This is a genomic window from Methylococcus sp. EFPC2 (assembly GCF_016925495.1).
In the GTDB taxonomy this organism is placed as follows: domain Bacteria; phylum Pseudomonadota; class Gammaproteobacteria; order Methylococcales; family Methylococcaceae; genus EFPC2.
Window position 1 is genome coordinate 3,704,892 of the sequence record NZ_CP070491.1, and the last position, 23,969, is coordinate 3,728,860.

The following is a 23,969-nucleotide window of genomic DNA, read 5'->3' on the forward strand; positions in this document are numbered from 1 at the left end:
GCGCTCTACCCGGTTCAAATCATCCCTGGGTTTTTGGCTGAGTCTTTACTGGATTGCTTTAATTCGAAAGAGACAACGTAAGGAGCCATGGTTTGTCGCTCGAAGCGCTCGCTTACTGAGCGACCACGCAGCGGTTCCGCCCTTCACGCTTGGCGCGATAAAGTGCCTGGTCTGCGCGTTCAAACAACTGGTCCGGGCTGTCGCCTTCGAGGAACTGCGAGATGCCGCAGGAAATCGTTATGGCCACCGGTCTGCCATGGGAATTGAAGCCGCAGCACTCAATTTCGCTGCGGATATTGTCGGCTACCCTGCGGGCCTCCTCGCGGCTGCTTCCCGCCAGTATCATGACGAATTCCTCGCCTCCGAAACGCCCGACGAAATCGGTTTCGCGTATCTGCGCCGACAGTTTTTCCGCGATGGTCGCCAGCGCCTTGTCACCCGCCTTGTGGCCAAAACGGTCGTTGATCCTCTTGAAATGATCCACGTCCCATACGAGCAGGCTGAAAGGCGTGGCGAAACGTTTGAACCGTTTCATTTCCAGGGTGATCCGCTCGTCGTAGGCCAGCCTGTTGGGCAGTCCCGTCAGCGGGTCGCGCACGGCCATATTGTGTTGCACGCGCAGCTTGCTACGCAGTTGGGCGGTTTCCTCTTCCATCTCCTGCAGGCGCGTGGACAGCAAGGCTATCCGTTCCTCGGTTTCCCGGTGGCGCTTCTGCTCCCCCTCCCGTTCGGAATTCAGGAAGCTGGAAATTGACTCCAGACGCTGGCTGAGGGCGGTTTTCAGCGATTCGAGATCCGTGGCGTTGCTGGCGCTGAGTTTAAGGTCTTCGACATGATCTTCGAACGTGGCGCGCAATTCCGCGGCGCCCGCTTCCCTGGCCTGGGTAAGCTGCTGGACGCCGACGGTTTGCCGTTCCAGCTCCGCAAGCTTACCGGTCAGCTCGTTGAGAAAGTCTTCCAGGTATTTCTCTTCGCTTTGCGCGATCTGCCGGACATTGGTCAGAAAGCTGACGGCTTCCTGAAATGCCATCAGCAAGGCTTCGACATTGAGCGGGGTCTTGAGCTTGGCGTTCAGGATCCTGGCTTTCGCCTGCAGCGAGAGCGGGGTTTCCACACTCTCCAGCAATGCCAGCAGATTGGCCTGGATGGTGGGAAGGTCTATGACGCCCTGGCCGATTTTGTCCGCACAGGCGAAGAGGCGCGTGAGTACGCCGGCCTTGTCGTCATTTGCCCGGGCGGAACTTTGGGGACGGGCATCGAGCAGGTTATTCAGACAGAGTTCGAGCGCGTCGAACAGCTCGCTTTCCGTGTGTTCGCCTTCGTTTCGGAAGATCTCCAGCAGGGCGTCCAGCGCGGCGATTTCCTCTCCGCTTATCAGCCGCGATTTGATGAAGCTGAACAGGAGCGTGAATCGGTCGTCGGGGCCGGCGGTATCGTCCTGCTTGGCCCGCCGTGCGGTTTCCTTCTTGCGCTTTTCGAGTTCCGCGACGGCGACGCGGAACAAGGCATCCGACACCTGCTCCACTTCGGCCTGGATGACGGCCATGCTGTCGCCTTTGCGCAGCAAGCTGAGCAACTGCGTCAGCAGGGGATCGAGAGACGTATGCAGGCCGCTGGCCGAGATGGTCAGCCGGGTCAGTGCGCGGGTGAGCAGTTTCTCGGTGCCTCTGAGACGTTCCAGCTCCCGCACCATCTCGGCTTGCGGGTTATGCAGATGGCCTTTTTCTTTCATGCGGGGAGGTCCGATTCGAGCAAGGACGTCAGGGGGGGCGGCAGGCACACGTCCATGGCGATGGGCAGGTGATCGGAGCAGGCGAAATCGAGTGCGCGCAGATGTTCCACCTTCAGCGCGGGCGTCACCAGTATATGGTCCAGCATCTTGTGCGGCCGCCAACTCGGATAAGTCTTGAGCTCGCAGACCGGGTCACAGAAATCCGTACGCTGCAGTAGCAGTTTCATTTCCGGGCTATGCGGTTCGCAGTTGAGGTCGCCCATGAGGACGACGTGGGGGAGCCCGCGGATCAGTTCGCCAACAAAGGCGAGCTGCTTGAGTCTGCCGTTCCGGCTGAGCGCCAGATGGAGCACGCACAAATACAAGGCATTCCGCTCGTTTTCACCGAAGCGGGCCAAAAATGCGCCGCGGCCGGGGAGCCCGGGCAGTTTGTAGTCGTAAACGCTGGTGGGGGGGATGCGGGCGAGCAGGCCGTTGCTGTGCAGGGCGATGCTGCCGAAGCGGCGGTTCACCTGATTGTGCCAGTAGTCGAAGCCGGCGGCTTCGGCCAGGTAGCGGGTTTGGACGATACGGCGGCTGCGCGTTCCCCCGCCGTCCACTTCCTGCAGCCCGACCAGGTCGAAGGGCCGCAGGAGACGGGCGATTCGGTCCAGGTTGGGTTGCCGGTGCGAGGTCGGAAGCAGGTGCCGCCAGCTGCCGGTGAGATAGTCCCGAAAGCTGGCGGTGGTGATGCCAGTCTGTATGTTGAAGCTGGCGATGCGCAGGGTGGAGCGGCGCGGTCGGCTCTCGGGAAATGGGATGTCTGCGCGGATTTCCCTGGCCGTCGACACACTCGGATCTTCGCTATTCATCAACATATCAAATCATCATGGCCCTGCCCAGAGCGGATTCAATCGGAAAGGCGCTTATTTGGCCGCGGCGCTTTCTTTTTCGATCAGTTTCCGGGTGACGGCGATCATATTGGCGAAGGTTTTGGCCTGGGCGCCGCCGATGCGGTATTTGCCGTTGACGATCAGGGCCGGGGTGCCGGTCACGCCATAATGGGCGGCCAGTCCCTCGGCCTGACCCAGTTTGGTGTGGACCGCGAAGGATTTGTAGGCCTTGTGGAAGTCTTCTTCCTTGACGCCGTGTTCGGCGAAGAACTTGGCCAGATCGTCCTCGCTTTCCAGAGTCCTCTTCTTGTTCTGGATGGCGTCGTAAAAATCGGCGTGCAGCTTGTCCACTACGCCCAGGGCTTCGGCGGTGAAATAGGCCTTGGCATGGGCGGCCCAATGGGCATTGAATACGGCGGGCTGGCGTATGAATACCACGTTGGCCGGCTTGGTCTTGAGCCAGGCATTGAGTTCGGGTTCGAAGTGGTAGCAATGCGGGCAGCCGTACCAGAAGAATTCGATCACCTCGACTTTGCTCGGATCGCCGGTCGGTTGCGGCGGACTGACCAATTCATAACCTTCGCCTTCGGGCGCGCCACCGGCTTTGCCGGTTTCGGCGGCCAGGGCCGAGGTCTGGAACAGGGAGACGAATAGCAGTGCGAATAAGGCCTTGATCATAGGTGGACTCCTTGACGATGTATGACGGGTATCAATGTAAACCGGCTGCGAACTCGGAAACCGCGTCGATTTCCTTTTCACTCAGGCGTTGGGCGATCGTGCGCATGATCGCATTCGCGTCGTTGCCGCGCTCGCCGCTCTTGTAGTCGTTCAAGGTCTTGCCGAGATAAGCGGCGTATTGGCTGCTCAGAGCGGGTATGCCGGCCTCGCGGTTGCCGGAACCGGACGGGCCATGGCAGCCGGCGCAGGCGGGTATGCTCTTGTCGGCCAATCCGGTGCGAAATATTTTTTCGCCGAGTTCGTTTTTCTCGGTCTGTTCCGGTTTGATCTTCTGTATGCGATACCAGGCGGCGATATCGGCGATGTCGGCTTCGCTCAAGGAGGCGGCCATGGCGTTCATGGCGGGATCGACCCGCTTGTGCGATTTGAAATCGGCGAGCTGCCGGCCCAGATAAGCCGCGTGCTGGCCGGCCAGCTTGGGAAAGATCGGGGCGGCGGCGTTGCCGTCTTCGCCGTGGCAACCGGCACAGGATTCGGATTTCTGTTTGCCTACATTGGCATCGCCTTCGGCGTGTGCCGCGCCGAAACAGGCCAGCAAGGCGAATAAGCTGGGGAGGATGAGTCTGGAATGGGTCATACCTGTGGAGCCTCTAGTTATGAAATTGGCATTGAACGGTGCGGATTCCCTGGCGGGCGGCCCCGTTTTTCGGCCGCGCAATCAAATACGGGTACACTAGAAATGTCAATCCGCCACCCGCTCCCCTACATGAATCCACTTTATCACCGAACCCGCTATCTGCTGAGTGCCCCCGAACTCCACCAAACGCCCGAAGACAGTGGATATGAGGTCGCTTTCGCCGGGCGTTCCAACGCCGGCAAGTCGAGCGCGATCAATGTTATCTGCCAGCAGAAAAGCCTGGCGCGCATCAGCAAGACGCCGGGGCGCACCCAGATGCTCAATTTTTTCGCCGTCGATGAGCAACGCCGGTTGGTCGACCTGCCCGGTTACGGTTATGCCAAGGTGCCGGAAGCCATCCAGAAGCGCTGGCGTCAGGCCATGGAGGACTATTTTCTGCTGCGTCGGTCGCTGGGCGGCGTATTCCTGCTGATGGACATCCGTCACCCATTCAGCCCGTTCGATTACTTGATGATCGATTGGTGCCGGCATGCCGGCCATCCGCTGCACATCGCGCTGACCAAGGCGGACAAGCTCGGCTACGGCGCCGCCAAGGGCGTGCTGCTCAAGGTTCAGTCGCAGTTGGCCAGGGAGGCGTTCGACGTGCCGGTCACGCTGCAATTGTTCTCGGCGTTCACCCGGCTGGGCGTGGACGAGGCTCACACGGTGCTCGATCGCTGGCTGGGCCTGGAAAAAGACCTCGAAGTCCCAGACGCGGATAACTTCGAGGCCGAAGAGACCCGGCAGGGGGAGCCGGGTTAGGTGGAGCTACTCATTCAGGGAGTGTCATGAGTAGCGTGCGCCGTTCCCGACGCAGCCCGTGTGACCGCGTCCTCATGGAAAAGTTCATGCCCGAGGCCCCAGGCCGTCGTTCGAGCGAAATTCAGTCCGCCATCCAGGCTTCCGGCGTCTGATTCGCCAGTTTCTCCAATAACTTCAGATAGCGTTGATAGCGCGCGGCGGGGATGCCGCCGGATTCGGCGGCCGCGCGCACGGCGCAGCCTTTGTCCTGCATATGGCGGCAGTCGTTGAAACGGCAGTTCGGGATGAGCGGCCGAAATTCACGATAGCCGTCAGCCAAGCCGCGGCCGGAAATTTCCGCCAGGCCGAATACGGCCACACCGGGGCTGTCGATCAAGTCGCCGCCTTCCGGCAGATGGTATAGCGTCGCCGCCGTGGTGGTGTGCCGGCCCAGGCCGCTCTTCTCCGAGATCTCGCCGACCCGCAGGTTTTTGTCCGGCAGGAGGGCATTGGTCAGCGAGGATTTGCCCACACCCGATTGGCCCGCCAGCATCACGCAATGGTCTCGCAGCGAGGCGCGCAATTCGTCCAGGCCTTGCCGTGTGCGCGCACTCAGGGTGTGGGTGGTGTAACCGATGCGCCGGTATTCGGCGAGCTCGGCATCCAGAGCGGCGGCGTCGGAGACCAGGTCGATCTTGTTGAACACCAGTTCGGCAGCGATGCCGCGGTGCTCGCAGACGGCCAGATACTGGTCGACCAGCAGCCAGTCCGGTTCTGGAGCGGGGGCCGTGACGACCAGCACCCGGTCCAGGTTGGCGGCGACATGGCGCAGCCGGCCGGCATAGCCGGGCCGGACCAGCAGCGAGGTGCGCGGCAGGATTTCTTCCACCCGGCCCTGCTCGCCTTCGCAGGGCATCCACAAGACCCGGTCGCCGACCGTGGCCTCGCCCAGCCGGCGGCTGCGGGTATGGCACAAGACGATGTCGCCGCTTTCCGTCTCCACCGCCAATCCCTTGCCCAGATGGCTGACGATCAGACCGCGGCGCAGGTCCGCGCGGTCGACGTTGTCCGGTGTCCCTTGCCGGTGCGGCCGGCCCGGACGTCGACCTCCCTTCATGCCCGACTACGAAGCTTTTGCCGCGAGATGGGCGATGCGGATGGCGGCCGGCGGATGGCTGTAATGGAAGGCCGAATAGAGGGGGTCGGGTGTCAGCGTGCTGGCGTTTTCCCGGTAGAGCTTGACCAGCGCGCTGATGAGGTCGCCCGGGCGGGCCTGGGCGGCGGCGAAATCGTCGGCCTCGAACTCGTGCTTGCGCTGAAAATAGGCAATCACCGGTTGCAGGAACAAGGTGAAGGGCGACGAAATCAGCATGAACAGCAACAGCGCCGTGGCGTTGCCGTGCGCGCTTACGCCCAGGCCATCGTAGAACCAGGCCTTGCCCATCAGCCAGCCCAGCAGCGCCAAACCCAGCAGGGTGATGGTGGCGCTGGCGATCAGCATCTTCAGCACGTGTTTGCGCTTGAAATGGCCCAGTTCATGGGCCAGTACCGCTTCCAGCTCGTCGTGGCTGAGCGATTCGACCAGGGTGTCGAAGAAAACGATGCGCTTGTTGCTGCCCAGGCCGGTGAAATAAGCGTTGCCGTGGCCGGAGCGGCGCGAGCCGTCCATCACGAAGATGCCCTTGCTGTGGAAGCCGCAGCGGGCCAGCAAGGCTTCGATACGCTGGCGCAGGGTCTGGTCTTCCAGTGGGCTGAACTTGTTGAACAGCGGGGCGATGAAGGTGGGGTAGGCCCAGCTCAACAGCACGGAGAATCCCTGCAGGATGGCCCAGGCCAGCACCCACCAATAGGTTCCGACACCGTCCATCACCCACAGGATCAAGGCCAGCAGCGGTCCGCCTATGGCCACGCTGAGCGCGCTCTGCAGCAGCAGGTCGGTGACGAATTGCCGGGGGGTATTGCGGTTGAAGCCGAAGCGCTGCTCGATCACGAAGGTCCGGTAAACGGCGAGCGGGAGTTCCAGCAGCTGCATCAGTATCAGGGTGGAGAGTATCACGCCGACCCCGGTCCAGATCGCCGGGATATCCAGTTTCTGCCAAAGCCCCGCGATCAGGTCGATGCCCCCGCCCAGGGTGAAGAGCAGCAGCAAGGCCGCGCCGATGGCGCGGTCGATCTCGCCCAGTTTGCCCTTGGCCAGGGTGTAGTCGGCCGCTTTCTGGTGGGCCTCCAGGGCGATATTGGCCCGGAAGGCCTCGGGCACTTGGTCTCGATGCGCCAGCACATGGGCAAACTGGCGCCGCGCCAGCCAGAACTCGACGGCAAACGACAGGGCTAAGGCGAACAGGAAGATCAGGGTGAACGCGTTCATGGGCGGCGGCTTCCGGGGGGTGGGGCAAACGGCGGTACAGCTTAGCCTTTGCTAAAATGCCTGACAACCCAATCAACTCGGCGCAAAACATGGCACAAGATCCGCAAAATCTGATCTGGATAGACCTGGAGATGACCGGTCTGGACCCGCAAAACGACTCGATCATCGAGATCGCGACGGTCATTACCGACAAGGATCTGAACGTGCTGGCCGAAGGACCGGTGCTCGCCATCCATCAGCCGGAAGAGGTGTTGGGCCGCATGGACGACTGGAACCGTAAGCAGCACGGCGAATCCGGCCTCGTCCAGCGGGTGCGCGACAGCCGGATAGACGAGGCTGAGGCCGAGCGCCTGACCCTGGAATTCGTCTCGCAGTGGGTGCCGCAACGCGGCTCGCCCATGGCCGGCAACAGCATTTGTCAGGACCGGCGTTTCCTCTATCGCTGCATGCCCAAGCTGGAAGCCTATTTCCACTACCGCAACCTCGACGTCTCCACCCTCAAGGAATTGGCCGAACGCTGGACCCCGACGCTGAAGGAGGGGTTCAAGAAGAAAAACTCCCATCTCGCGCTGGACGACATCCTCGAATCCATCGCCGAGCTGAAATACTACCGCGAGCACTTCATCAAGGCTTGATCATATTGCCGCGTTAGCGGCTTCACCGCTGGTAGGTTGCCCTTGAGTCCGATCGTACGCCTGCACGCATCCCGCAGCGCTCGTCTGCCGGCGTGGATGTTGCCTTTCTTGTGTCTGGCCCGGCCTATAGCCGCCGCCGACGTGGTCGAGCTCAGCGATATGAGCCTGGAGCAGCTCATGAGCCTGGAAGTGGAGGTCGAAACCGCGTCCAAATATCGCCAGAAATCGTCGGATATCGCCACGTCCTTGACCGTGGTCGGCAAGGACCAGATCAAACAATTCGGCCATCGCACGCTCGGCGATGTGCTGCGCAGCGTGCGCGGGTTTTTCGTGTCTTCCGACCGCATGTACGAGAACGTGGGCATCCGCGGTTTCGACCAGTCCGGCGATTACAACGGGCGCATGCTGGTGATGGTGGATGGCAACCGCATCAACGACGCGATCTACGATCAGGGATTCACCGGGACCGAGTTTCCGGTGGATGTGGACCTGATCGAGCGGGTGGAAGTCCTGCGCGGTCCGGGTTCGTCCATTTACGGCAACAACGCGTTTTTCGCCGTGATCAACATCATTACCCGGAGCGGCGCGGACTACCGCGGTGGCGAACTGGCCGGTTCTTACGGCAGCTTCGATACCTACAAAGGCCGTTTCAGTTACGGCCGCAAGCTGGGCAGCGGCCTGGAGTTTCTGCTTTCCGGAACCGATTTGAACAGTGCGGGACCGACCTTGCGCTATCCCGAGTTCGATGACGCATCGGGTCCAGGCAGGACTTCCGGGACCAACGACGAGCACGGCAAGCAGTTTTTCGCCAAGGCGAGTTACGGCGGTTTCAGCGTCGAGGGCGGATACGGGCGACGTTACAAGGGATTGCCCGGCGGGGCTTTCGGCACCAATTTCGACGATCCGGCCAACAGCTATCAGGACAGTGAAGCTTTCGTGAACGCCCAGTATCAGGCCGCCTTGACCCCGAAGCTGGATTTCACCGGAAGATTCTTTTACGGCGACAACGATTACAAGGGCGTGTATCGATACGGCGAGGTCACCAACCTGGATTTGGCGCATAGCTGGTGGACGGGGCTGGAGCTGCGATTGGTTTCCCGCCAGATCGACCGGCATACGGTCGTCGGCGGTTTGGAGATACAGGAGAACTGGCTGCAGGCCCAGAGGAATTTCGACCTATCCCCGGCGGCCACCTATCTGGACGACAAGCGCGACAGCCAGCGCATCGGTGTCTATCTGCAGGACGATTACCACCTGTGGGACGAGTTGAGCGTGAGTCTGGGAGGGCGCTTCGACAATAACTCGCTGATATCCGCCAGCCAGTTCAGTCCACGCCTGGGCGTGAATTATCGTCCCTTCGGCGACACCGTGATCAAGGCGCAATACAGCCAGGCCTTCCGCGCCCCCAATGTGTCGCATCTGTACTACGGCTTCCCGCCCGTTTACGACGAATTTGGCGGCCTGTCGACCACCGGCAGGCTGGCCAGCCCGAACTTAAAAGCCGAACAGATCGAAACCTGGGAGCTGAGTTGGGAGCAGACCATCGCTCGCGCCTGGCAGGTGACGGCGAGCGCCTACTACTTGCATATGCACGACCTTTTTCGCAAACGGACGGTCGACGCGAACTACTTCCAGGTCGTCAACCACGAAGCCGAGCGCGGATACGGGGGCGAGCTCGAACTGCGGCGGCAGTGGAGTAACGGCGCCATGGTGCGCGGCAGTTACGGCCTTTATTTCGCGGAAACGGAAAGCGGGCAGGCCATCGCCAACGCGCCGCGCCATTTATTGCAGTTGAACGCCATGGCTCCGCTCTTCAGCGATCAGTGGCACGGTGGGGCGGAATTGCAGATGGTATCCCGGCGGGAGTCGGCATCGGCCGGCGTGCCCGCTTATACACGCGTCAATCTGAGTCTGTCGTATCAGCCGCTACGCAATCTCGATCTGTCGGCGACGGTGTACGATTTGTTCGGCGACCTGCGCCGCGAACTCTCTCCCGACGACTTGTTCGGCGACTCCCTGGGCGCAATCACGGTACCCCAGGACGGTCGCACCTTCCGCGTGAAACTGGTGTACCGGTTCTAAAGCAATTCTCCGCTCGTTGTCAGGCGCCGTTCGGCGCCTTGAGGAAGCGCTGTCTCCGAGGTGAGCGACCGGTCAGAGCTCGAGGCGTGTTCAGTGTACGATTTTGCCCAGCAAAGCCTGGATGATGGGGCTCACCTTGGCGAGCGTGAGACCGGTCAGTGCCAGCAGCACGGCGCCGAGTAAGCGCAAAAAGACGAGATAGAAGCCCATAAAGGCCGGCAGAGGCTCGGTGGGCCGCAAGCGCAGGTTGGGCATGGCGAACATCAGTCCGAACCCGTAGGCATAAGACGCCAGGTAGCGGCCTATCGTCGAGGGGGTGGATTTCATCAAGGCGTCGCGCGGCGCCGGACTATGCCGTGGCATCGCCAGGTCGGCATCGTTGCGCAGCCGGGCCACCCGCAGGCCGCGACCGAATGCGAGCGGCAGCGAGAGGCTGAGCCAGGATGCCAGGGCGAGTCCGAGGATGCGATCCAGGCGTGTGCCATAGCCGGTCGGCCAGCCCCAGACGGCTTTTTCCAGCCATAGGGTCAGCCTGTCCGATAGGGCCACATCCATGCGTGCGAGCTTTTCCTCGATCACATGGCTTTCCAGTGCGGCACCGACCTCTCTCGCACCGTCCTCGTCACCCAAGGCTTCCAGCCGATGTTTTAAGGAGCGCAGCACATCGCTGCTTGGGCTGCCGCGCAGCAGCGCGTCCCGGATTTCAACCCATAGAAAATGCAGATTGGGGATATAGGCCTGTTGCAGGTAGATCAGACCCGCCACCTGCAAGCCCTTGAAGTCCGTACGGTCGCCTCGCAGCGAGGCCTGACGCAAACTGAGGTTGCCGGGCGAGACGCGCATGTCGACCAGGAGGGCGTCGCCCGCTATTTCGGCGTAATCCAGGCGTATCGAGCGCATGACGCAACCTCTGAAATCGGCCATGTGCTTGAAAACGGACATTTGTTCGTCGTCGCCGAAATCGGCCTCACCCAAACGACAGAAGCGGAATTCCGCATCGTCGGCGAATATGACATTGCGCCAACTGGCATGGCCGTCGACCGTTAGTCTCAGGAAAGCGGCGTCGGCGTCGAAACGGCTGGTGTCGAAGCGCAGGTCGGTGTAGTAGTGACTGCGATCGAAGCGGGCGGGCGCCGCGAAGCGGGTATCGCTGAAGCTCACGCCGCCCTTCAGCCCGGCCGGCTCGTGGAATTGGCTGGCGACGATTTCCACCGGTCCGGAAAAATGGGCCTTGCGAAAAACGGCCTTGTTGTTGAAAACGCACGAATGCAAGGCAAATGGGCCATCGAAGCGGGCGCCCTCGAAGCGAGCGACACCGTCGACGGTGCTGTTTTCGATCTCGAGTGAGGACTGCAGATGGCCATGCGACAGGTCGATGGATTGCAGGGTCGCGTGATCGATCCACAGCGCCGCTTTAGGCCCGTCGCCGCTGACATGGAGCTTTCCCGACACCTGCACGCCTTGCAGGATGATGCGAGTGACACCCGCCGGCGGCTGCAGGCGCGCCAGGTCGATATTCCCGTCGATCTGGATATCTCTGAGTTCGCCCGAGCGGCCGATCTCAAGATAGGCTTGCTCGACGGAGAGCTTTCCGGGCGCATCCGCGAGGGAGACCCGGGAGCAGCACGCGACCACCAGGCCGCATGTCACCCCCCGTACGAGCGCCTTCACCGTATCTCGTCCAGCGATTTGAGCCGGCACCAGCGTGAGAGTGTCAGGCCGTCGATCAAGCCCTGGGTCAGGGCGCTCAACTCCGCGACATCCTCGTCGCTCGTGCGCAAACTCTGCGAATTCGCGGCGAGCTTGACGTTTTCAGCGATGATGGCGGGGGAGGGCGTTCCCGCCGGCGAGGCGCTCTTACACACGGGCGCGTCGAGATTGCGCAGCAAGGCCGACTCGAAACCCCGCACGCGCCGTTCATAGGAGGCCGCGTTCACCTGGCTTCCGCGGCTGGCGACCAATTCGATGCGGTCCCGCAATTCAAGAACGATGATGTCGGGCGCCAAAGACCTCACTTGCTCATACTGGCGTTTAAAACTCGTGTCGAAGCGCGCGCTGTCCTCGGCGCGAGCCCGGGCTTGGTACAAGGCCATGAGCGCCAGCAGGCCGATCTGCAAGCCGGTCAGCAAAACCTTGTCGTTCCGGTATGCGCCGGTTGGCCCCGCCCGTCGCTTGCCCAGCCCGGCGGGTACCCGCGTGTCGGCGTTCACTGTTCGTCCCCCTGTCCGATCAAACTGCGGCACATTTGCAGCCTGAACATTTCCAGCATTTGTGCACCGCTGCTGTCCAGGTTGCCGCCTCCGCAAGGCGTGGATTGCAACGCCGTTTCGATCGCCCGCATGCGCTCCGTATCGGGGGGATGCGTGGAGGGGTAGGCGGACTTGACGGCTCCCTTGGGATTGGCGGCCGCGCGTGCCGCCACGACCCGTTCATAGAGTTCCGGCCCGATTTTCATGCGCAAGGCCCGGGCTATGGTGGGGCTGGAGGAATTGCGCCCCATCTGCAGCAGCTTGTCGCTCATCGCGGCCAGGAAGTACCAGGAGGTGCCGAGCATGTTGATTGCGTGCCGCAGCTGCCCGTCGTTGCCGATCGAGCACTGTTTGCCCAATAGGCCGACGGCGGCAAGATCGGCCGACCGCTCGATCTGCTGGCGTTGCCGGAATTCGGGCAACAAGGCCTCCGGACAGGCGTTGCGCTCGTCTTTTTGCCGCTGGGTGAGGTTGGAGGGGAGCTTTGCGGGCGCCGGGTCCGATGCCACGTCGTCGATGCGCATGTGGCCCATTTCATGGGCCAGCACGAAAGCCGCCGCGCCCCGCAGCAGCCAACCGACTCGTTGATTTTGCGGGGTGTCCAGGGACAGCGTGCTTTCATCCCAATACTTGCGGGTCGCTGCCAGTCCGACGGCGTCGACATAGGCCAACGCGGCGGTGAGATCGGGCTGGATTTTGTACTGGGTCAGGTAGGTCGCCGCGGCCAGGCGTTTCCAGGCCGCGGTATTCAGAAAAACGATGCCGGTGTCGACCTGGGTCAGCGCCCCGCCCTGCAGGTTTTCCCGGGTGAAGTTGTCCACGCCTGCGTCGGCCAGCACGGCGTCGCTTTCCAGACGGTCGGCGTCGACGGTGTAAAGATTGAGCCATCCGCTCCGATAGGCCCCGTTGATCTGCACGCCCTGCCATTGTCCCCCGGAGGCCCGCACCAGAGGCTCGGCGACTTCGCGGGTGGCATCGGGAAAATAGGCGTCGAGGAGCGCGTTTTGCTGGAGCTTCTGCCAGATGCGCGATCCCGACGCTGCGGCGCCGGCGATGCGGGGAAACCCGAGACCGCACAGCAACAGGCTGGTGAGCATTGCAACGATGACGCGGGCATATGAGAGTTTCATAAATGCCTCCAAGGCTCAGGGAGATTTCCAACAGCCTCGCGGGTTAGTTCGGGCATTCGGGAAGATCAGGCCCCGCGTTCAGGTCTCATCATGAGACGGCAGCCCAGTGTCGTCAAGCACGGTGGACGCGGGCTTCCGCGCGAGGCAAGCTGAGTAAACGACGCCGCAACGCGCAGGCGGCCGCGGCCTAGAATAAGCCGGAAAACATGCTTGTCCTCCGCGGAGAGCGTTCCGGCGCCGCCAACCTAAGACCAACAGGAAGCCCGACCATGTCCGCCGTCGCATGCCCACTGCCGCATGAATGCTTGTCAGCCCCGGTCGACCCGGCCGACCTCCCTTTCGAGACCACGGCGGAGCTGGAGCCGTTCACCGGCGTGCTCGGGCACGAGCGGGCGATGCGCGCATTGGCGTTCGGCGTCGGCATGAACCGACCGGGCTACAACATCTTCGTCATGGGCGAGCCGGGTTCGGGACGCTTGTCCCTCACCACGCGCTACCTGCGCGATCAAGCCACGCGGCAGGCCACGCCGTGCGATTGGCTTTACGTGAACAATTTCGGCGAACCGCGCGAACCCCAAGTGCTCTGCCTGCCTGCCGGTGACGGCAAGGCCTTGCTGGCCGATCTCGAAACGCTGGTGGACAACCTGCTGGCCACCCTGCCGGCGGTCGTCGCAAACCCCGGTTACCAGCGCCGCAAGGCGGCCATAGAGCGCGAATTCAACCAGCGCTACGAAAAAGCGATCGACAAGGTGCGCAAGCGCGCGCAGGAAAAAAGCGTGGGGGTCCTGCATGAAGGCGATACGGTCTCCTTCATGCCCATGCTCAATGGCGCCGTGGTCGGCGAAGAGGAGTTCGCCGGAATTCCCGAGGACATCCGGGATCTTTTTTTCAAGCAGGCCAGGGCGTTGGAAAAATATCTGGGTGAGGTGCTGCTCGAGCTGCCCCAGTGGAAACGGGAAACCGTCCAGCGTCTGCGTACGCTCAATCAGGACACCCTCGATCACGCGGTGGAACCGCTGCTCGCCGCGCTGGTCGCGAAATACGCGGAGCGGGCCGGCGTCATCGCTTATCTGGAGGCGTTGCGCCACAACCTGTTGCGGGTGGTCGGAGACACCTTGCTGGAGGATCATCCCCAGGGCACCCACGAAGAGGCGGCCCGGCGGTCCGCGCTGATCGAGACCTACGCGCCCAAACTCCTGGTGTCGCACGACCCCGCCGGCGGCGCGCCGGTCGTGCACGAGGCCAACCCGACCTATCAGAACCTGTTCGGGCGCATCGAATATCTCAACGAGCAGGGCGTGCTGGTCACCCGTCATCGGCTGATCTATCCGGGGGCGCTGCATCTCGCCAACGGCGGCTATCTGATACTGGAGGTCGACAAACTGATAGGTGACCCGCAGGTGTGGCCTGCGCTCAAGAGAGCCCTGACGAGCCGGAGCATACGCATCGAAAACCCTGGCCAGGATCAGTCTGCCGGGGCGGCCATGACGCTGAGTCCGCAGTCGGTGCCGTTGGACTTGAAAATCGTGTTGATCGGCGAACGTTCGCTTTATTACCTCCTGCAGGAGCTGGACGACGAATTCACCGAACTGTTCCGGGTGATGGCCGATTTCGACGACTGGTTGCCCAGAGACGAGCAAACCGTGCTGGCCATGATACGGCTGATACACAGCCGGTCGGAAACCTGCGGATTCCGACCGCTGACCGCGGGGGCGGCCGCCCGGTTGATCGAGTACTCGGCCCGCCTGGGCGAGTATCGGGGGCGCTTGTCGGTCCGCGTGGGCGAACTGCTGGAGCTGGCCGGTGAAGCAGAGATCATACGCGCGGGCAAGGACGAGCCGGTGATCAGCCGTGCCCACGTCGAGGATGCTTTGCGCGGCAAGGCCGAGCGCCTCGACCGGATCGGCCGGCGCTTGCTGGAAGACATGCTGGACGGGGTCATCCTGATCGATACCGCGGGAGTGGCGGTTGGGCGCGTCAATGGCCTGACCGTGCTGGAGGTCGGCGACAGCCGTTTCGGCTCGCCGGCCCGCATCACGGCAACGGTCTCACCGGGCGGGCGCGGTGTGCTGGACATCGAGCGCGAGGCGGCGCTGGGTCAGGCCATCCACTCCAAGGGCGTGATGATACTCGCCGGATATCTGAGCCACCGGTATGCCCGCAACCTGCCCCTGGCGATCAGCGCCACGCTCGCCCTGGAACAGTCCTATGGCTATATCGACGGCGACAGCGCATCGCTGGGGGAAGTGCTGGCGCTGATTTCGGCGCTCACCGGAAGGCCATTGCGCCAGTCTTTGGCCGTCACCGGCTCCATCAATCAGCATGGCGAGGTGCAGGCCGTGGGCGGTGTCAACGAAAAGATCGAGGGCTTCTTTCGTCTTTGCCAGGCACGTGGACTGACCGGGGAGCAAGGTGTCATCATCCCCGAGGCCAACCGGGCCAACCTCTTGCTGGATGTCGAGGTGGTCGAGGCCGCCAAGCGGGGGGAGTTCGGAGTTTACTCGGTGGCCACGGTAGACGAGGCGCTGGAATTGATGGCCGGGAAGCCGGCAAAAAACCTTAACGCGCTGGCCGTCAACCGCTTGCGCATAATGCGGAAACAGCGTGTTCCGCCCGTCGACTAAGGCTCAGATCAGGATGAACAGCAGGCCGACGCCCAAGGACATCACGCCGGCTTTCCAGGGCCACCACAGACCGCGCCAGGAGAGTCGGATGATGAGCCAGCGGCGCGCCAGCCAACGTTTGGCGGCGGGGAGCACCTTGCGCTTTTTCCAGCGCCAGATTGCCCGCAGTATGAAAAACGCGAGCACCAGCTTGATGGGGGAGGTCACCCAGGCCGTGTACATCTCCGCTTCCCAGGGTTCGAGGCCGAACCAGCCCTCGACCGCGTCTTCGAGAAACTCCTCGCTGCCTTCGACCGCCAGAAAAATCCCTTCCCCTATCAGTTCCAGCAGTTCCCAACCGAACACGACCAGAACTTCGCCCAGTCCGATGAGGAGCAGGATGATGCCTGCAAACCAGGCCAAGGGCTTCCAGCCGGGATTGGCGGGAATGTCGTCCGGCAGATTATCGAGCGTATACGCAGGTTCTTTATCTGACATAGGCGCGTACGGTAGGAGATATGGAAAAAGCCCGCTTACGGGCGTCGAACGTGGCCCCGGGGAGGCCTGGATGAAGCTGTCTGTGCGGGGTGCTCACTGCCGATATGACGCAAGGCCCTTCGGGGCGCATGGGATTCCCGCCGTGCGGCTGCACTGAGGGTTCGCCAAAGGCCGAATGGAGACGTATTCCCCGCCTGCGCCGTAACACACTTTCGCCCTTGAACCGTTGGTTCAGGTGGGAACGGTAAGCCGCGAATAAGGCTTTCCGCGCGGAGCGGACCTGCGCACATCGCGGGCCGGAACGTTCCCGGGGTTAAGAATTAGGCTCAAGAAAAAACCCAGAGTGCTTCGAGCGCTGCAGGGAATACGTGCTTAATTCTACTCGTTCGGCGTCCGGCTGCAAATGCCCGTCATACGATTATTCCTCATTCAGGGCCGAGTCTATGCGGTCGTGCATGGCCGAGACCCGGTTGCCCAGTTCGCCGGCCAGTTCCTTGTTCTCGCGGCGCAACTGGGTGAGTTCGTGAGCGATGTTGAGCGCCGCCATCACCGCAATACGCTCCGTCCCGATCACGCGGCCGGTGTCGCGGATTTTGCGCATTTTTCCATCCAGGTAACGTGCGGCCAGCAGCAGCTCGTGCTCTTCGTTGTCCGGGCAAACAACCGGATATTCCTTGCCCAAAATCAAGACGTTGACGGGCGGGCGCGATTCACTCATGGTTCTTGTCCCATCGATTTCAGGCGGGTGATCATCGCTTCGATTCGGTTTCTCGCGAGGGCGGTCTTTTCCGCCGACAGCGCGCGTTCTTGGGACCAATCCTCGAAACGGGCTTTGAGGGTGACATTTTCTTTCCGAAGCTGCTCGCAGAGTGTCACGAGCGCCTCGATTTTTTCTTGCAGCCGGATCAGCTCCGTGTCGAGGCCGGCGTATTCGGAATTCAAGGTTCCCGTCCTCTCAAGACACTGGCTTTCGGGTCATTATGCCAAGGTGTTAGGATAATAAAATCGTAGCGGCGTCACAAGGCAAGCCATGATCTCCGATATATCGTATGAAGAAGCGCAGGACGCAATGTCCCGGGCTTCCGCCCCCATGAGCGTCGCGGAAGGACACGGCATATTGGCCGGTTTGCTATGCGTGGATGCGCGGGCGCTTTGCGACCAATGGTTGGCCTTGTTGTTCAGCGACGGCGCGGGCAAGGGGCCGGACGACCGGGGGCTGGCGCTCTTGAGCGACTTGTGCGAGCAGACCCGCACTCAATTGGCCGACGCCGATTACAGTTTTGAACTATTGCTTCCCGACGAAGAGAGCGAGCTGAGCGAGCGGGCCGAAGCATTGGGCGACTGGTGTCGAGGCTTTTTGTACGGGGTGGGGTTCTCGCGCGGAAACGCGGAGTGGCCGGCGGACGCGGGCGAGGTGTTGCGTGACCTGGTGGAGGTTACGCGGCTGGACTTCGAAGTCTCTGGCGAGGCCGACGAACAGGCTTACGCCGAGATCACCGAATTCGTCCGCATGGGCGTTTACCTGGTGAGGGCGGATTTGAACCAGGCCACTTCCCCTATCCTGCATTGACCATGACGATTTCCAGCGAATTCAAGCAACGCCGCAAGCACTTAATGCGGCGCATGAAGAAACGGAGCCTGGCCCTGATAGCCGCCGCACCGGCGGCCAGGCGCAACCGCGATGCCGAATATCCCTACCGGCAGAACAGCGACTTTTATTATCTGACCGGATTCAACGAACCGGACGCCGTCGCCGTGTTTATACCGGGGCGCGAACAGGGCGAGTTCATCCTGTTCTGTCGGGAATACGACGAAACCATGGCGATCTGGACCGGCCGGCACGCCGGCCTGGACGGCGCGCGCGAGCAGTTTGGCGCGGACGAAGCCCATCCCATAGGCAAGTTGGACGAAGTGCTCCCGAGCCTGATGGACGGCCGGGAGCGCCTCTATTACCCACTGGGCGACGAGGGCTTGCGCTCCCGTATCTCCACGATCCTGGCGGCTTTGCGTGAACGGGCCCGCGCGGGCGTGCGTCCGCCGTCGGCCCTGATCGATCTCGACGGCCTGGTTCACGAGATGCGCTTGTTCAAGAGTCCCGCCGAATTGGCCAGCATGCGCAGGGCGATGGAGGTCTCGGCCGCCGCGCATCGCCGCGCCATGCGCATCTGCCGGCCGGGCTTGCGGGAGTACGAGATCGAGGCGGAGCTGCTGCACGAATTCACGCGCCAGGGTCTCCGCTCGCCCGCTTATTCCAGCATCGTCGCGGGCGGCAACAACGCTTGTGTCCTGCACTACATCCATAACGAAGACGTGCTGCAGGACGGCGATCTGCTGCTCATCGACGCGGGCGCGGAATGCGACAACTATGCCGCCGACATCACCCGCACATTCCCCGTCAACGGCCGCTTCACCGCGCCGCAACGGCAGCTTTACGAGCTGGTGCTCGACGCGCAGGCGGCGGCCATCGCAAGCATCCGGCCCGGCAGGCGCTGGAACGAGCCTCACGAAGCGGCCGTGCAGGTCTTGACCAAGGGACTGGTCAAGTTGGGGTTGCTGCGGGGGCGCGTTGCCAAGTTGATCCATGATGAAGCCTACAAGAAGTTCTACATGCACCGCACCGGCCACTGGTTGGGCATGGATGTGCACGACGTGGGCGATTACAAGGCCGGCGACGACTGGCGCGTCCTGGAGCCCGGCATGGTGCTGACCGTCGAGCCTGGTCTGTATGTCTCCGAGTCCTGCGCGGACGTGGAAGAACATTGGCGCGGCATCGGTATACGCATCGAGGACGACGTCCTCGTGACCGAAAAAGGCTGCGAAGTGCTTACCGCGGCGGTACCCAAGAGCGTGGCAGACATCGAAGCGCTGATGCGGGCGGAGATGTGAGCGGCGACTTCGACCTGCTGATCGCCGGTGGCGGTCTGGTCGGCGGAAGTCTGGCTCTCGCCCTGCGCAATACCGGTCTGCGCATCGGCATCGTCGAGTCGCAGCCCGAAGCGCAGAGGCTTGCTGCGCCGGCTGGCGAACGTGCCCTCGCCCTGTCCTGGGGTTCCGTCCAGATCCTCGAGCAACTGGGGATTTGGCGCGGCGCGGCGGAGCAGGCGACACCCATTACCCGCATCCATGTGTCGGACCGTGGGCATTTCGGCAAGACTCGGCTGAGCGCGGATCGCGTCGACATGCCCGCACTGGGTTATGTCGTGCGGGCCAAGGTGCTGGAAGCGGAAATCGCCCGACTGCTCCAGGAGGGTCCGGTGGAGTGGCTGTGTCCGGCCCGGGTGGTCGGCGTCAAGGCCGGTCCCGATGCGGCGCATGTCAGTCTCAACCGGAATGGCATAAGCGACACCCGGTCCGCCCGTCTGCTGGTCGCCGCCGACGGCGGTTTGTCCACGGTCCGGTCCTTGCTTGAAATTCCCCAGACGGTACGCGACTACGGGCAGACCGCGCTCGTGACCGAGGTGGCGACCGAGAGGAACAACCGCGGCGTGGCTTACGAACGTTTTACCCGCAGCGGGCCGCTGGCTTTTCTGCCGGTGGGCAAGCGCAGGTGTTCCGTGGTTTGGAGCCTGGCGCCGGAAGAGGCCGAGGCATTGCGGGTCGAGCCGGAGCAGGCGTTCATCGCCCGGCTGCAGGCCGCCTTCGGTTATTGGCTGGGCGAACTCTCGCCGCTTACCCCGAGGCAATGCTTCCCTCTCAAACTGGTGCGGGCCGGGCGCATGGTGGACGAGCGCGTGGTCCTGATCGGCAATGCCATGCACCAGTTGCATCCGGTGGCGGGGCAGGGTTTCAATCTCGGTTTGCGCGATGTCGCCGTGTTGGCGGGGCATGTCGACGCGCAGTTGGGGTTTGCGGCGGATATCGGCGATAGAGAGTTTCTCGATCGTTACGCCGGTGCCCGCCGGAGCGATCTCGACGCGGTGATCCGGATGACCGACAGCCTGGTTCGCGTCTTCTCCACGGAGGGCGCGTGGGCTGCGGGGCTGCGTAATGCGGGCATGCTGGTGCTGGACAATCTTCCCGCGGCAAAGAGGCTGCTGATGAGCTACGCGATGGGGCGCGGCCAGGGCGTTCCGCGCGTGGGGTGACGGCGCCCGGGCGCGCAATTTGGCCTTGTCTATTCCCGAGTGTTTTTGTGTACAATCCAAGACGCTGTTTCAATTCTCCCGGCCCCGATTTTTCGGGGCGCGCGCCGCGCGGCGCGTCAGGGCAACCCCAGTCTGGCACTATCAAGCAGGAGATTTAAATGAGCGTTTTAGTTGGCAAGCAGGCACCCGATTTCAAGGCCTCGGCCGTTCTGGCAGACGGCTCCATCGTCGACAGCTTCTGGCTTTCCAAGGAAACCAAGGGCAAATATGTCGCCGTGGTCTTCTATCCGCTGGATTTCACCTTCGTCTGCCCCACCGAGCTGATCGCCCTGGATCACCGCATCGAAGAATTCAAGAAGCGCGGCGTGGAAGTGATCGGCGTGTCGGTCGATTCGCAGTTCTCCCATGTGGCCTGGCGCAACACGCCGGTCGACAAGGGCGGCATCGGCCCGGTCAAGTACACCCTGGTTTCCGATCTCAGCCATGAAATCGTCAAGGCTTACGACGTGGAAGTCGAAGGCGCGGCGGTGGCTTATCGCGGCACCTTCCTGATTGACAAGTCCGGTGTCGTCCGCCATCAGGTCGTCAACGATCTGCCGCTGGGCCGCAACATCGATGAGCTGATCCGCATCGTCGACGCCCTGCAGTTCTTCGAAGAGCATGGCGAAGTTTGCCCCGCCGGCTGGAACAAGGGCCAGGCTGGCCTCAAGGCCGATGCCGAAGGCATCGCGTCTTACCTGAGCCAGAACGCCGACAAGCTGTAATCGAGGCTTTAAGCTCGCATGAAAACGCGCCGTGACCCGGCGCGTTTTTTTATGCGCAAGCTTCAGGTCGACGGTGTTTCGGCGCTCTTGGCGTTGCGCAAGAATACAAGCCAGACGACATAGGCGACCGCGGCGCCAACGAAAATGGAGGAATGACCGACCAGGCTGGACTTGAATGCCGCTCCCTGGTTGTGGAGGGAGGCCAGCCAGGGTTTGGCGACCAGCAAGCTCCAGATGAAGTTGGGCACGTAAAACGAAATCAGGCCCGCGATGCCCCATTGGGCCGCTGGAACGCCCTTGGATGCAGCGATTTTGTAAAACCATATCGTGATGGCGACGGCGACCAGACCACCTAGCATATTATCCTCCACTTCAATGTTTTCGATGTTGTCGGACCGATACGGGGATCGGGACGGTTACGATACCGGACTCGTCCGATAACTTCACCGGATTTCTGTGTCGTCCCGGGGGGAGCGTGTCGGCGCTATTGACTGAAATCGACAAGCCTAGTAGTTTTGTCGGCCATTTTGACCCGTGCGGTCAGCCAAGATGAGGGCGTTTTCTACAGCGCCCCGATTCGTTTTTACAGGGTGAAAATCGTGGAGCTCAGCGGCGCGGAAATCCTAGTCCAGTGTCTGAAAGACGAGGGCGTTGAATTTATTTTCGGCTACCCGGGCGGGTCGGTGCTGCACATCTACGACGCCCTGTTCAAGCAAGATGCCGTCAAGCATATTCTCGTGCGCCACGAACAGGGTGCGACCCATGCGGCCGACGGCTACGCCCGCGCCACCGGCAAGCCCGGCGTGGTGCTGGTCACCTCGGGGCCGGGCGCGACCAATGCCGTGACCGGTATCGCCACCGCTTATATGGACTCCATTCCGCTGGTGGTCATCACCGGCCAGGTGCCGCTGCCCGTCATCGGCAGTGACGCTTTCCAGGAGGCCGACATCGTCGGCATCACACGCCCCTGCGTGAAGCACAATTTTCTGGTGAAGGACGTCGCCAAGCTGGCCGAAACCATCAAGAAGGCGTTCTACATCGCGGCCTCGGGCCGGCCGGGGCCGGTCGTCGTCGACTTGCCCAAGAACCTGACCGACCCCAACATCAAGGTTCCGTACGAATACCCCAAGACCGTCAGCCTGCGCTCCTACAATCCTTCGGTCAAAGGCCATCGCTGGCAGATCAAGAAGGCGGTGGATCTGCTGTTGAGCGCCAAGCGCCCGATGATCTACAGCGGCGGTGGCATCGTCCAGGGCGAGGCATCGCAACAACTGACCGAATTGACCCGCCTGCTGGGTTATCCGATCACCAACACCCTCATGGGCTTGGGCGCCTATCCGGGCACGGACAGGCAATTCGTCGGTATGCTCGGCATGCACGGCACCTACGAAGCCAACATGGCCATGCACGAATGCGACGTGCTGTTCGCGGCCGGCGCGCGCTTTGACGACCGCATCACCGGCAAGATCGCTGAGTTCTGTCCGCATGCCAAGATCATCCACGTCGACGTGGATCCGGCTTCCATCTCCAAGACGGTCCGGGTGGACATCCCCGTGGTCGGCGAGGCGGCTCCGGTGCTACAGGAAATGATCGAGGTGATCCGCGGGGGCGAGCAGCGGCCTGACCATGTCGCCCTGAGCAAGTGGTGGGAGCAGATCGAGCGTTGGCGCGCCGTCAATTGCCTGGCCTACGACCGCAGCGGCAAGGTCATCAAGCCGCAATACGTGATCGAACAGTTGTGGGAACTCACCCAGGGCGATGCCTACATCACGTCCGACGTCGGCCAGCACCAGATGTGGGCGGCGCAGTTTTACAAGTTCGACAAGCCCAGGCGCTGGATCAATTCCGGCGGACTCGGCACCATGGGCTTCGGCCTGCCGGCCGCGATCGGCGTCAAGCTGGCGTTTCCCGAGGCCGACGTCGCCTGCATCACCGGCGAGGCGAGCATACAGATGTGCATACAGGAGCTCGCCACCGCTCTGCAATACCGCACGCCGATCAAGATCATCAACCTGAACAACGGTTACATGGGCATGGTGCGGCAGTGGCAGGAATTCAGCTACGAGAGCCGTTATTCGCATTCCTACCTGGAGACCCTGCCGGATTTCGTCAAGCTGGCGGAGGCTTACGGTCATGTCGGCCTGCGCATCGAAAAGCACGCCGACGTCCGGCCGGCTCTGGAAGAGGCTTTCAGGCTGAAGGACCGTACCGTGTTCCTGAACTTCCTCACCGACCCGACCGAGAACGTCTACCCCATGATCGAGGCGGGCAAGGCACATCACGACATGCGCCTGGCGCCCGGCGTCAACACGGATACGGAGCTTGCCTGAGTCATGCGACACATCATCTCCATCTTGATCGAAAACGAGTCCGGCGCCTTGTCGCGGGTAGCTGGGCTGTTTTCCGCGCGCGGCTACAACATCGAGTCGCTCACCGTCGCGCCGACCCAGGATCCCACGCTCTCGCGCATGACCCTGGTGACCACCGGCAACGAGGAAATCGTCGAGCAGATCACCAAGCAGCTCAACAAGCTGATCGACGTGGTCAAGTTGATCGACATTTCCAGCGCGACCCACATCGAGCGCGAACTGATGATGGTGAAGGTGCGGGCGGTCAACGGCCAGCGCGAGGAAATCAAGCGCCTGACGGAGATCTTCCGCGGCAGCATATTGGACGTCACGACGGCCACCTACGTGGTCGAGGTGACCGGCGAGAAGAGCAAGCTGGACGCCTTTCTGGACGCGGTGGGCGAGGAGCACATCATCGAGGTGGTGCGTTCCGGCGCGACCGGCATCACCCGCGGCGACAAGGGTTTGAGTGTTTGATCCGACGGCCCGCCAGGCGGCCGTGATCGGT

The 23,969-nt window shown here is 62.2% G+C and carries 23 protein-coding genes and 1 other RNA gene; 10 read left to right on the forward strand and 14 right to left on the reverse strand.

Features of this window, described 5'->3' with window-relative positions; translation table 11 throughout:
• Positions 1-112: 112 nt before the first annotated feature.
• The 4 genes from JWZ97_RS15820 to JWZ97_RS15835 are packed head-to-tail and all read right to left on the reverse strand — an operon-like array spanning position 113 to position 3,919.
• Complete coding sequence (locus JWZ97_RS15820; protein ID WP_205431143.1) at positions 113-1,732, reverse strand: GGDEF domain-containing protein; 1,620 nt, start codon at positions 1,730-1,732, stop codon at positions 113-115.
• A complete protein-coding gene (locus JWZ97_RS15825; RefSeq protein WP_205431145.1) occupies positions 1,729-2,583 on the reverse strand; it encodes an endonuclease/exonuclease/phosphatase family protein in 855 nt (284 codons plus the stop codon). The genes JWZ97_RS15820 and JWZ97_RS15825 overlap by 4 nt, the downstream gene beginning before the upstream one ends.
• A gap of 54 nt (positions 2,584-2,637) precedes the next feature.
• A complete protein-coding gene (locus JWZ97_RS15830; RefSeq protein ID WP_205431146.1) occupies positions 2,638-3,282 on the reverse strand; it encodes a thiol:disulfide interchange protein DsbA/DsbL in 645 nt (214 codons plus the stop codon).
• Positions 3,283-3,313: 31 nt separating this feature from the next.
• On the reverse strand, positions 3,314-3,919 hold the full coding sequence (locus JWZ97_RS15835; RefSeq protein WP_205431148.1) for a cytochrome c: 606 nt from the start codon (positions 3,917-3,919) through the stop codon (positions 3,314-3,316).
• Between the two features lie 129 nt (positions 3,920-4,048).
• On the opposite strand from JWZ97_RS15835, the gene yihA reads away from it, so the two are divergent.
• Positions 4,049-4,720: a ribosome biogenesis GTP-binding protein YihA/YsxC gene (gene yihA / locus JWZ97_RS15840; protein WP_240342376.1), complete on the forward strand. Its 672-nt coding sequence runs from the start codon at positions 4,049-4,051 to the stop codon at positions 4,718-4,720.
• Between the two features lie 121 nt (positions 4,721-4,841).
• Here the strand turns inward: yihA and rsgA are convergent, their stop codons facing one another.
• Positions 4,842-5,816, reverse strand: coding sequence for a ribosome small subunit-dependent GTPase A (rsgA, locus tag JWZ97_RS15845; protein WP_205431151.1), 975 nt, complete (start codon positions 5,814-5,816; stop codon positions 4,842-4,844).
• A gap of 6 nt (positions 5,817-5,822) precedes the next feature.
• Positions 5,823-7,067, reverse strand: coding sequence for a M48 family metallopeptidase (locus JWZ97_RS15850; protein ID WP_205431153.1), 1,245 nt, complete (start codon positions 7,065-7,067; stop codon positions 5,823-5,825).
• A gap of 89 nt (positions 7,068-7,156) precedes the next feature.
• On the opposite strand from JWZ97_RS15850, the gene orn reads away from it, so the two are divergent.
• Complete coding sequence (gene orn / locus JWZ97_RS15855) at positions 7,157-7,702, forward strand: oligoribonuclease (protein WP_205431154.1); 546 nt, start codon at positions 7,157-7,159, stop codon at positions 7,700-7,702.
• A gap of 42 nt (positions 7,703-7,744) precedes the next feature.
• A complete protein-coding gene (locus JWZ97_RS20265; protein WP_205431156.1) occupies positions 7,745-9,784 on the forward strand; it encodes a TonB-dependent siderophore receptor in 2,040 nt (679 codons plus the stop codon).
• A gap of 90 nt (positions 9,785-9,874) precedes the next feature.
• Here JWZ97_RS20265 and JWZ97_RS15865 read toward each other — a convergent pair whose 3' ends face one another.
• From JWZ97_RS15865 to JWZ97_RS15875, 3 genes are read right to left on the reverse strand one after another with little or no spacing between them, the layout of a single operon-like run.
• Positions 9,875-11,455, reverse strand: coding sequence for a pentapeptide repeat-containing protein (locus JWZ97_RS15865; RefSeq protein WP_205431157.1), 1,581 nt, complete (start codon positions 11,453-11,455; stop codon positions 9,875-9,877).
• Positions 11,452-11,994 carry a hypothetical protein gene (locus JWZ97_RS15870; protein ID WP_205431158.1) on the reverse strand — a complete coding sequence of 181 codons (543 nt, stop codon included), beginning with the start codon at positions 11,992-11,994 and terminating at the stop codon, positions 11,452-11,454. Before JWZ97_RS15870 ends, JWZ97_RS15865 begins: the two co-directional genes overlap by 4 nt.
• Positions 11,991-13,163, reverse strand: a complete 1,173-nt coding sequence (locus JWZ97_RS15875; RefSeq protein ID WP_205431159.1) for a hypothetical protein — start codon at positions 13,161-13,163, stop codon at positions 11,991-11,993. Before JWZ97_RS15875 ends, JWZ97_RS15870 begins: the two co-directional genes overlap by 4 nt.
• Positions 13,164-13,432: 269 nt before the next feature.
• On the opposite strand from JWZ97_RS15875, the gene JWZ97_RS15880 reads away from it, so the two are divergent.
• Positions 13,433-15,787, forward strand: a complete 2,355-nt coding sequence (locus JWZ97_RS15880; protein ID WP_205431161.1) for a Lon protease family protein — start codon at positions 13,433-13,435, stop codon at positions 15,785-15,787.
• 3 nt (positions 15,788-15,790) lie between these two features.
• Here the strand turns inward: JWZ97_RS15880 and JWZ97_RS15885 are convergent, their stop codons facing one another.
• The 4 genes from JWZ97_RS15885 to JWZ97_RS15900 form a co-directional block, all read right to left on the reverse strand.
• Positions 15,791-16,264, reverse strand: coding sequence for a hypothetical protein (locus tag JWZ97_RS15885; protein WP_205431163.1), 474 nt, complete (start codon positions 16,262-16,264; stop codon positions 15,791-15,793).
• Between the two features lie 183 nt (positions 16,265-16,447).
• Positions 16,448-16,631, reverse strand: a non-coding RNA gene (gene ssrS / locus JWZ97_RS15890) — 6S RNA.
• Positions 16,632-16,682: 51 nt separating this feature from the next.
• Positions 16,683-16,982 (reverse strand): cell division protein ZapA, encoded by a 300-nt coding sequence (locus tag JWZ97_RS15895; RefSeq protein ID WP_205431164.1) that lies wholly within the window; start codon positions 16,980-16,982, stop codon positions 16,683-16,685.
• Positions 16,979-17,206, reverse strand: coding sequence for a TIGR02449 family protein (locus JWZ97_RS15900; protein ID WP_205431166.1), 228 nt, complete (start codon positions 17,204-17,206; stop codon positions 16,979-16,981). The genes JWZ97_RS15895 and JWZ97_RS15900 overlap by 4 nt, the downstream gene beginning before the upstream one ends.
• 88 nt (positions 17,207-17,294) lie before the next feature.
• Between JWZ97_RS15900 and JWZ97_RS15905 the strand changes: the two genes are divergently transcribed.
• The 4 genes from JWZ97_RS15905 to JWZ97_RS15920 all read left to right on the forward strand — a co-directional run bounded on the left by JWZ97_RS15905 (position 17,295) and on the right by JWZ97_RS15920 (position 21,113).
• Positions 17,295-17,834: a UPF0149 family protein gene (locus tag JWZ97_RS15905; RefSeq protein ID WP_205431167.1), complete on the forward strand. Its 540-nt coding sequence runs from the start codon at positions 17,295-17,297 to the stop codon at positions 17,832-17,834.
• A gap of 2 nt (positions 17,835-17,836) precedes the next feature.
• Positions 17,837-19,150 (forward strand): Xaa-Pro aminopeptidase, encoded by a 1,314-nt coding sequence (gene pepP, locus JWZ97_RS15910; protein WP_205431168.1) that lies wholly within the window; start codon positions 17,837-17,839, stop codon positions 19,148-19,150.
• Positions 19,147-20,349, forward strand: coding sequence for a 2-octaprenyl-6-methoxyphenyl hydroxylase (gene ubiH / locus JWZ97_RS15915; RefSeq protein WP_205431169.1), 1,203 nt, complete (start codon positions 19,147-19,149; stop codon positions 20,347-20,349). The genes pepP and ubiH overlap by 4 nt, the downstream gene beginning before the upstream one ends.
• Positions 20,350-20,507: 158 nt before the next feature.
• Positions 20,508-21,113, forward strand: coding sequence for a peroxiredoxin (locus JWZ97_RS15920; protein WP_205431170.1), 606 nt, complete (start codon positions 20,508-20,510; stop codon positions 21,111-21,113).
• Between the two features lie 62 nt (positions 21,114-21,175).
• On the opposite strand, the gene JWZ97_RS15925 is transcribed toward JWZ97_RS15920, so the two are convergent.
• The gene (locus JWZ97_RS15925) at positions 21,176-21,472 is read right to left on the reverse strand and encodes a hypothetical protein (RefSeq protein ID WP_205431171.1); all 297 of its coding nucleotides are present in this window, start codon (positions 21,470-21,472) and stop codon (positions 21,176-21,178) included.
• 240 nt (positions 21,473-21,712) lie between these two features.
• Between JWZ97_RS15925 and JWZ97_RS15930 the strand changes: the two genes are divergently transcribed.
• Both JWZ97_RS15930 and ilvN read left to right on the forward strand, forming a co-directional pair.
• Positions 21,713-23,443 carry an acetolactate synthase 3 large subunit gene (locus JWZ97_RS15930; protein WP_371822525.1) on the forward strand — a complete coding sequence of 577 codons (1,731 nt, stop codon included), beginning with the start codon at positions 21,713-21,715 and terminating at the stop codon, positions 23,441-23,443.
• A 3-nt stretch (positions 23,444-23,446) separates the two neighbouring features.
• Positions 23,447-23,938 carry an acetolactate synthase small subunit gene (gene ilvN / locus JWZ97_RS15935; RefSeq protein WP_205431176.1) on the forward strand — a complete coding sequence of 164 codons (492 nt, stop codon included), beginning with the start codon at positions 23,447-23,449 and terminating at the stop codon, positions 23,936-23,938.
• The last annotated feature ends 31 nt before the right edge of the window (positions 23,939-23,969 follow it).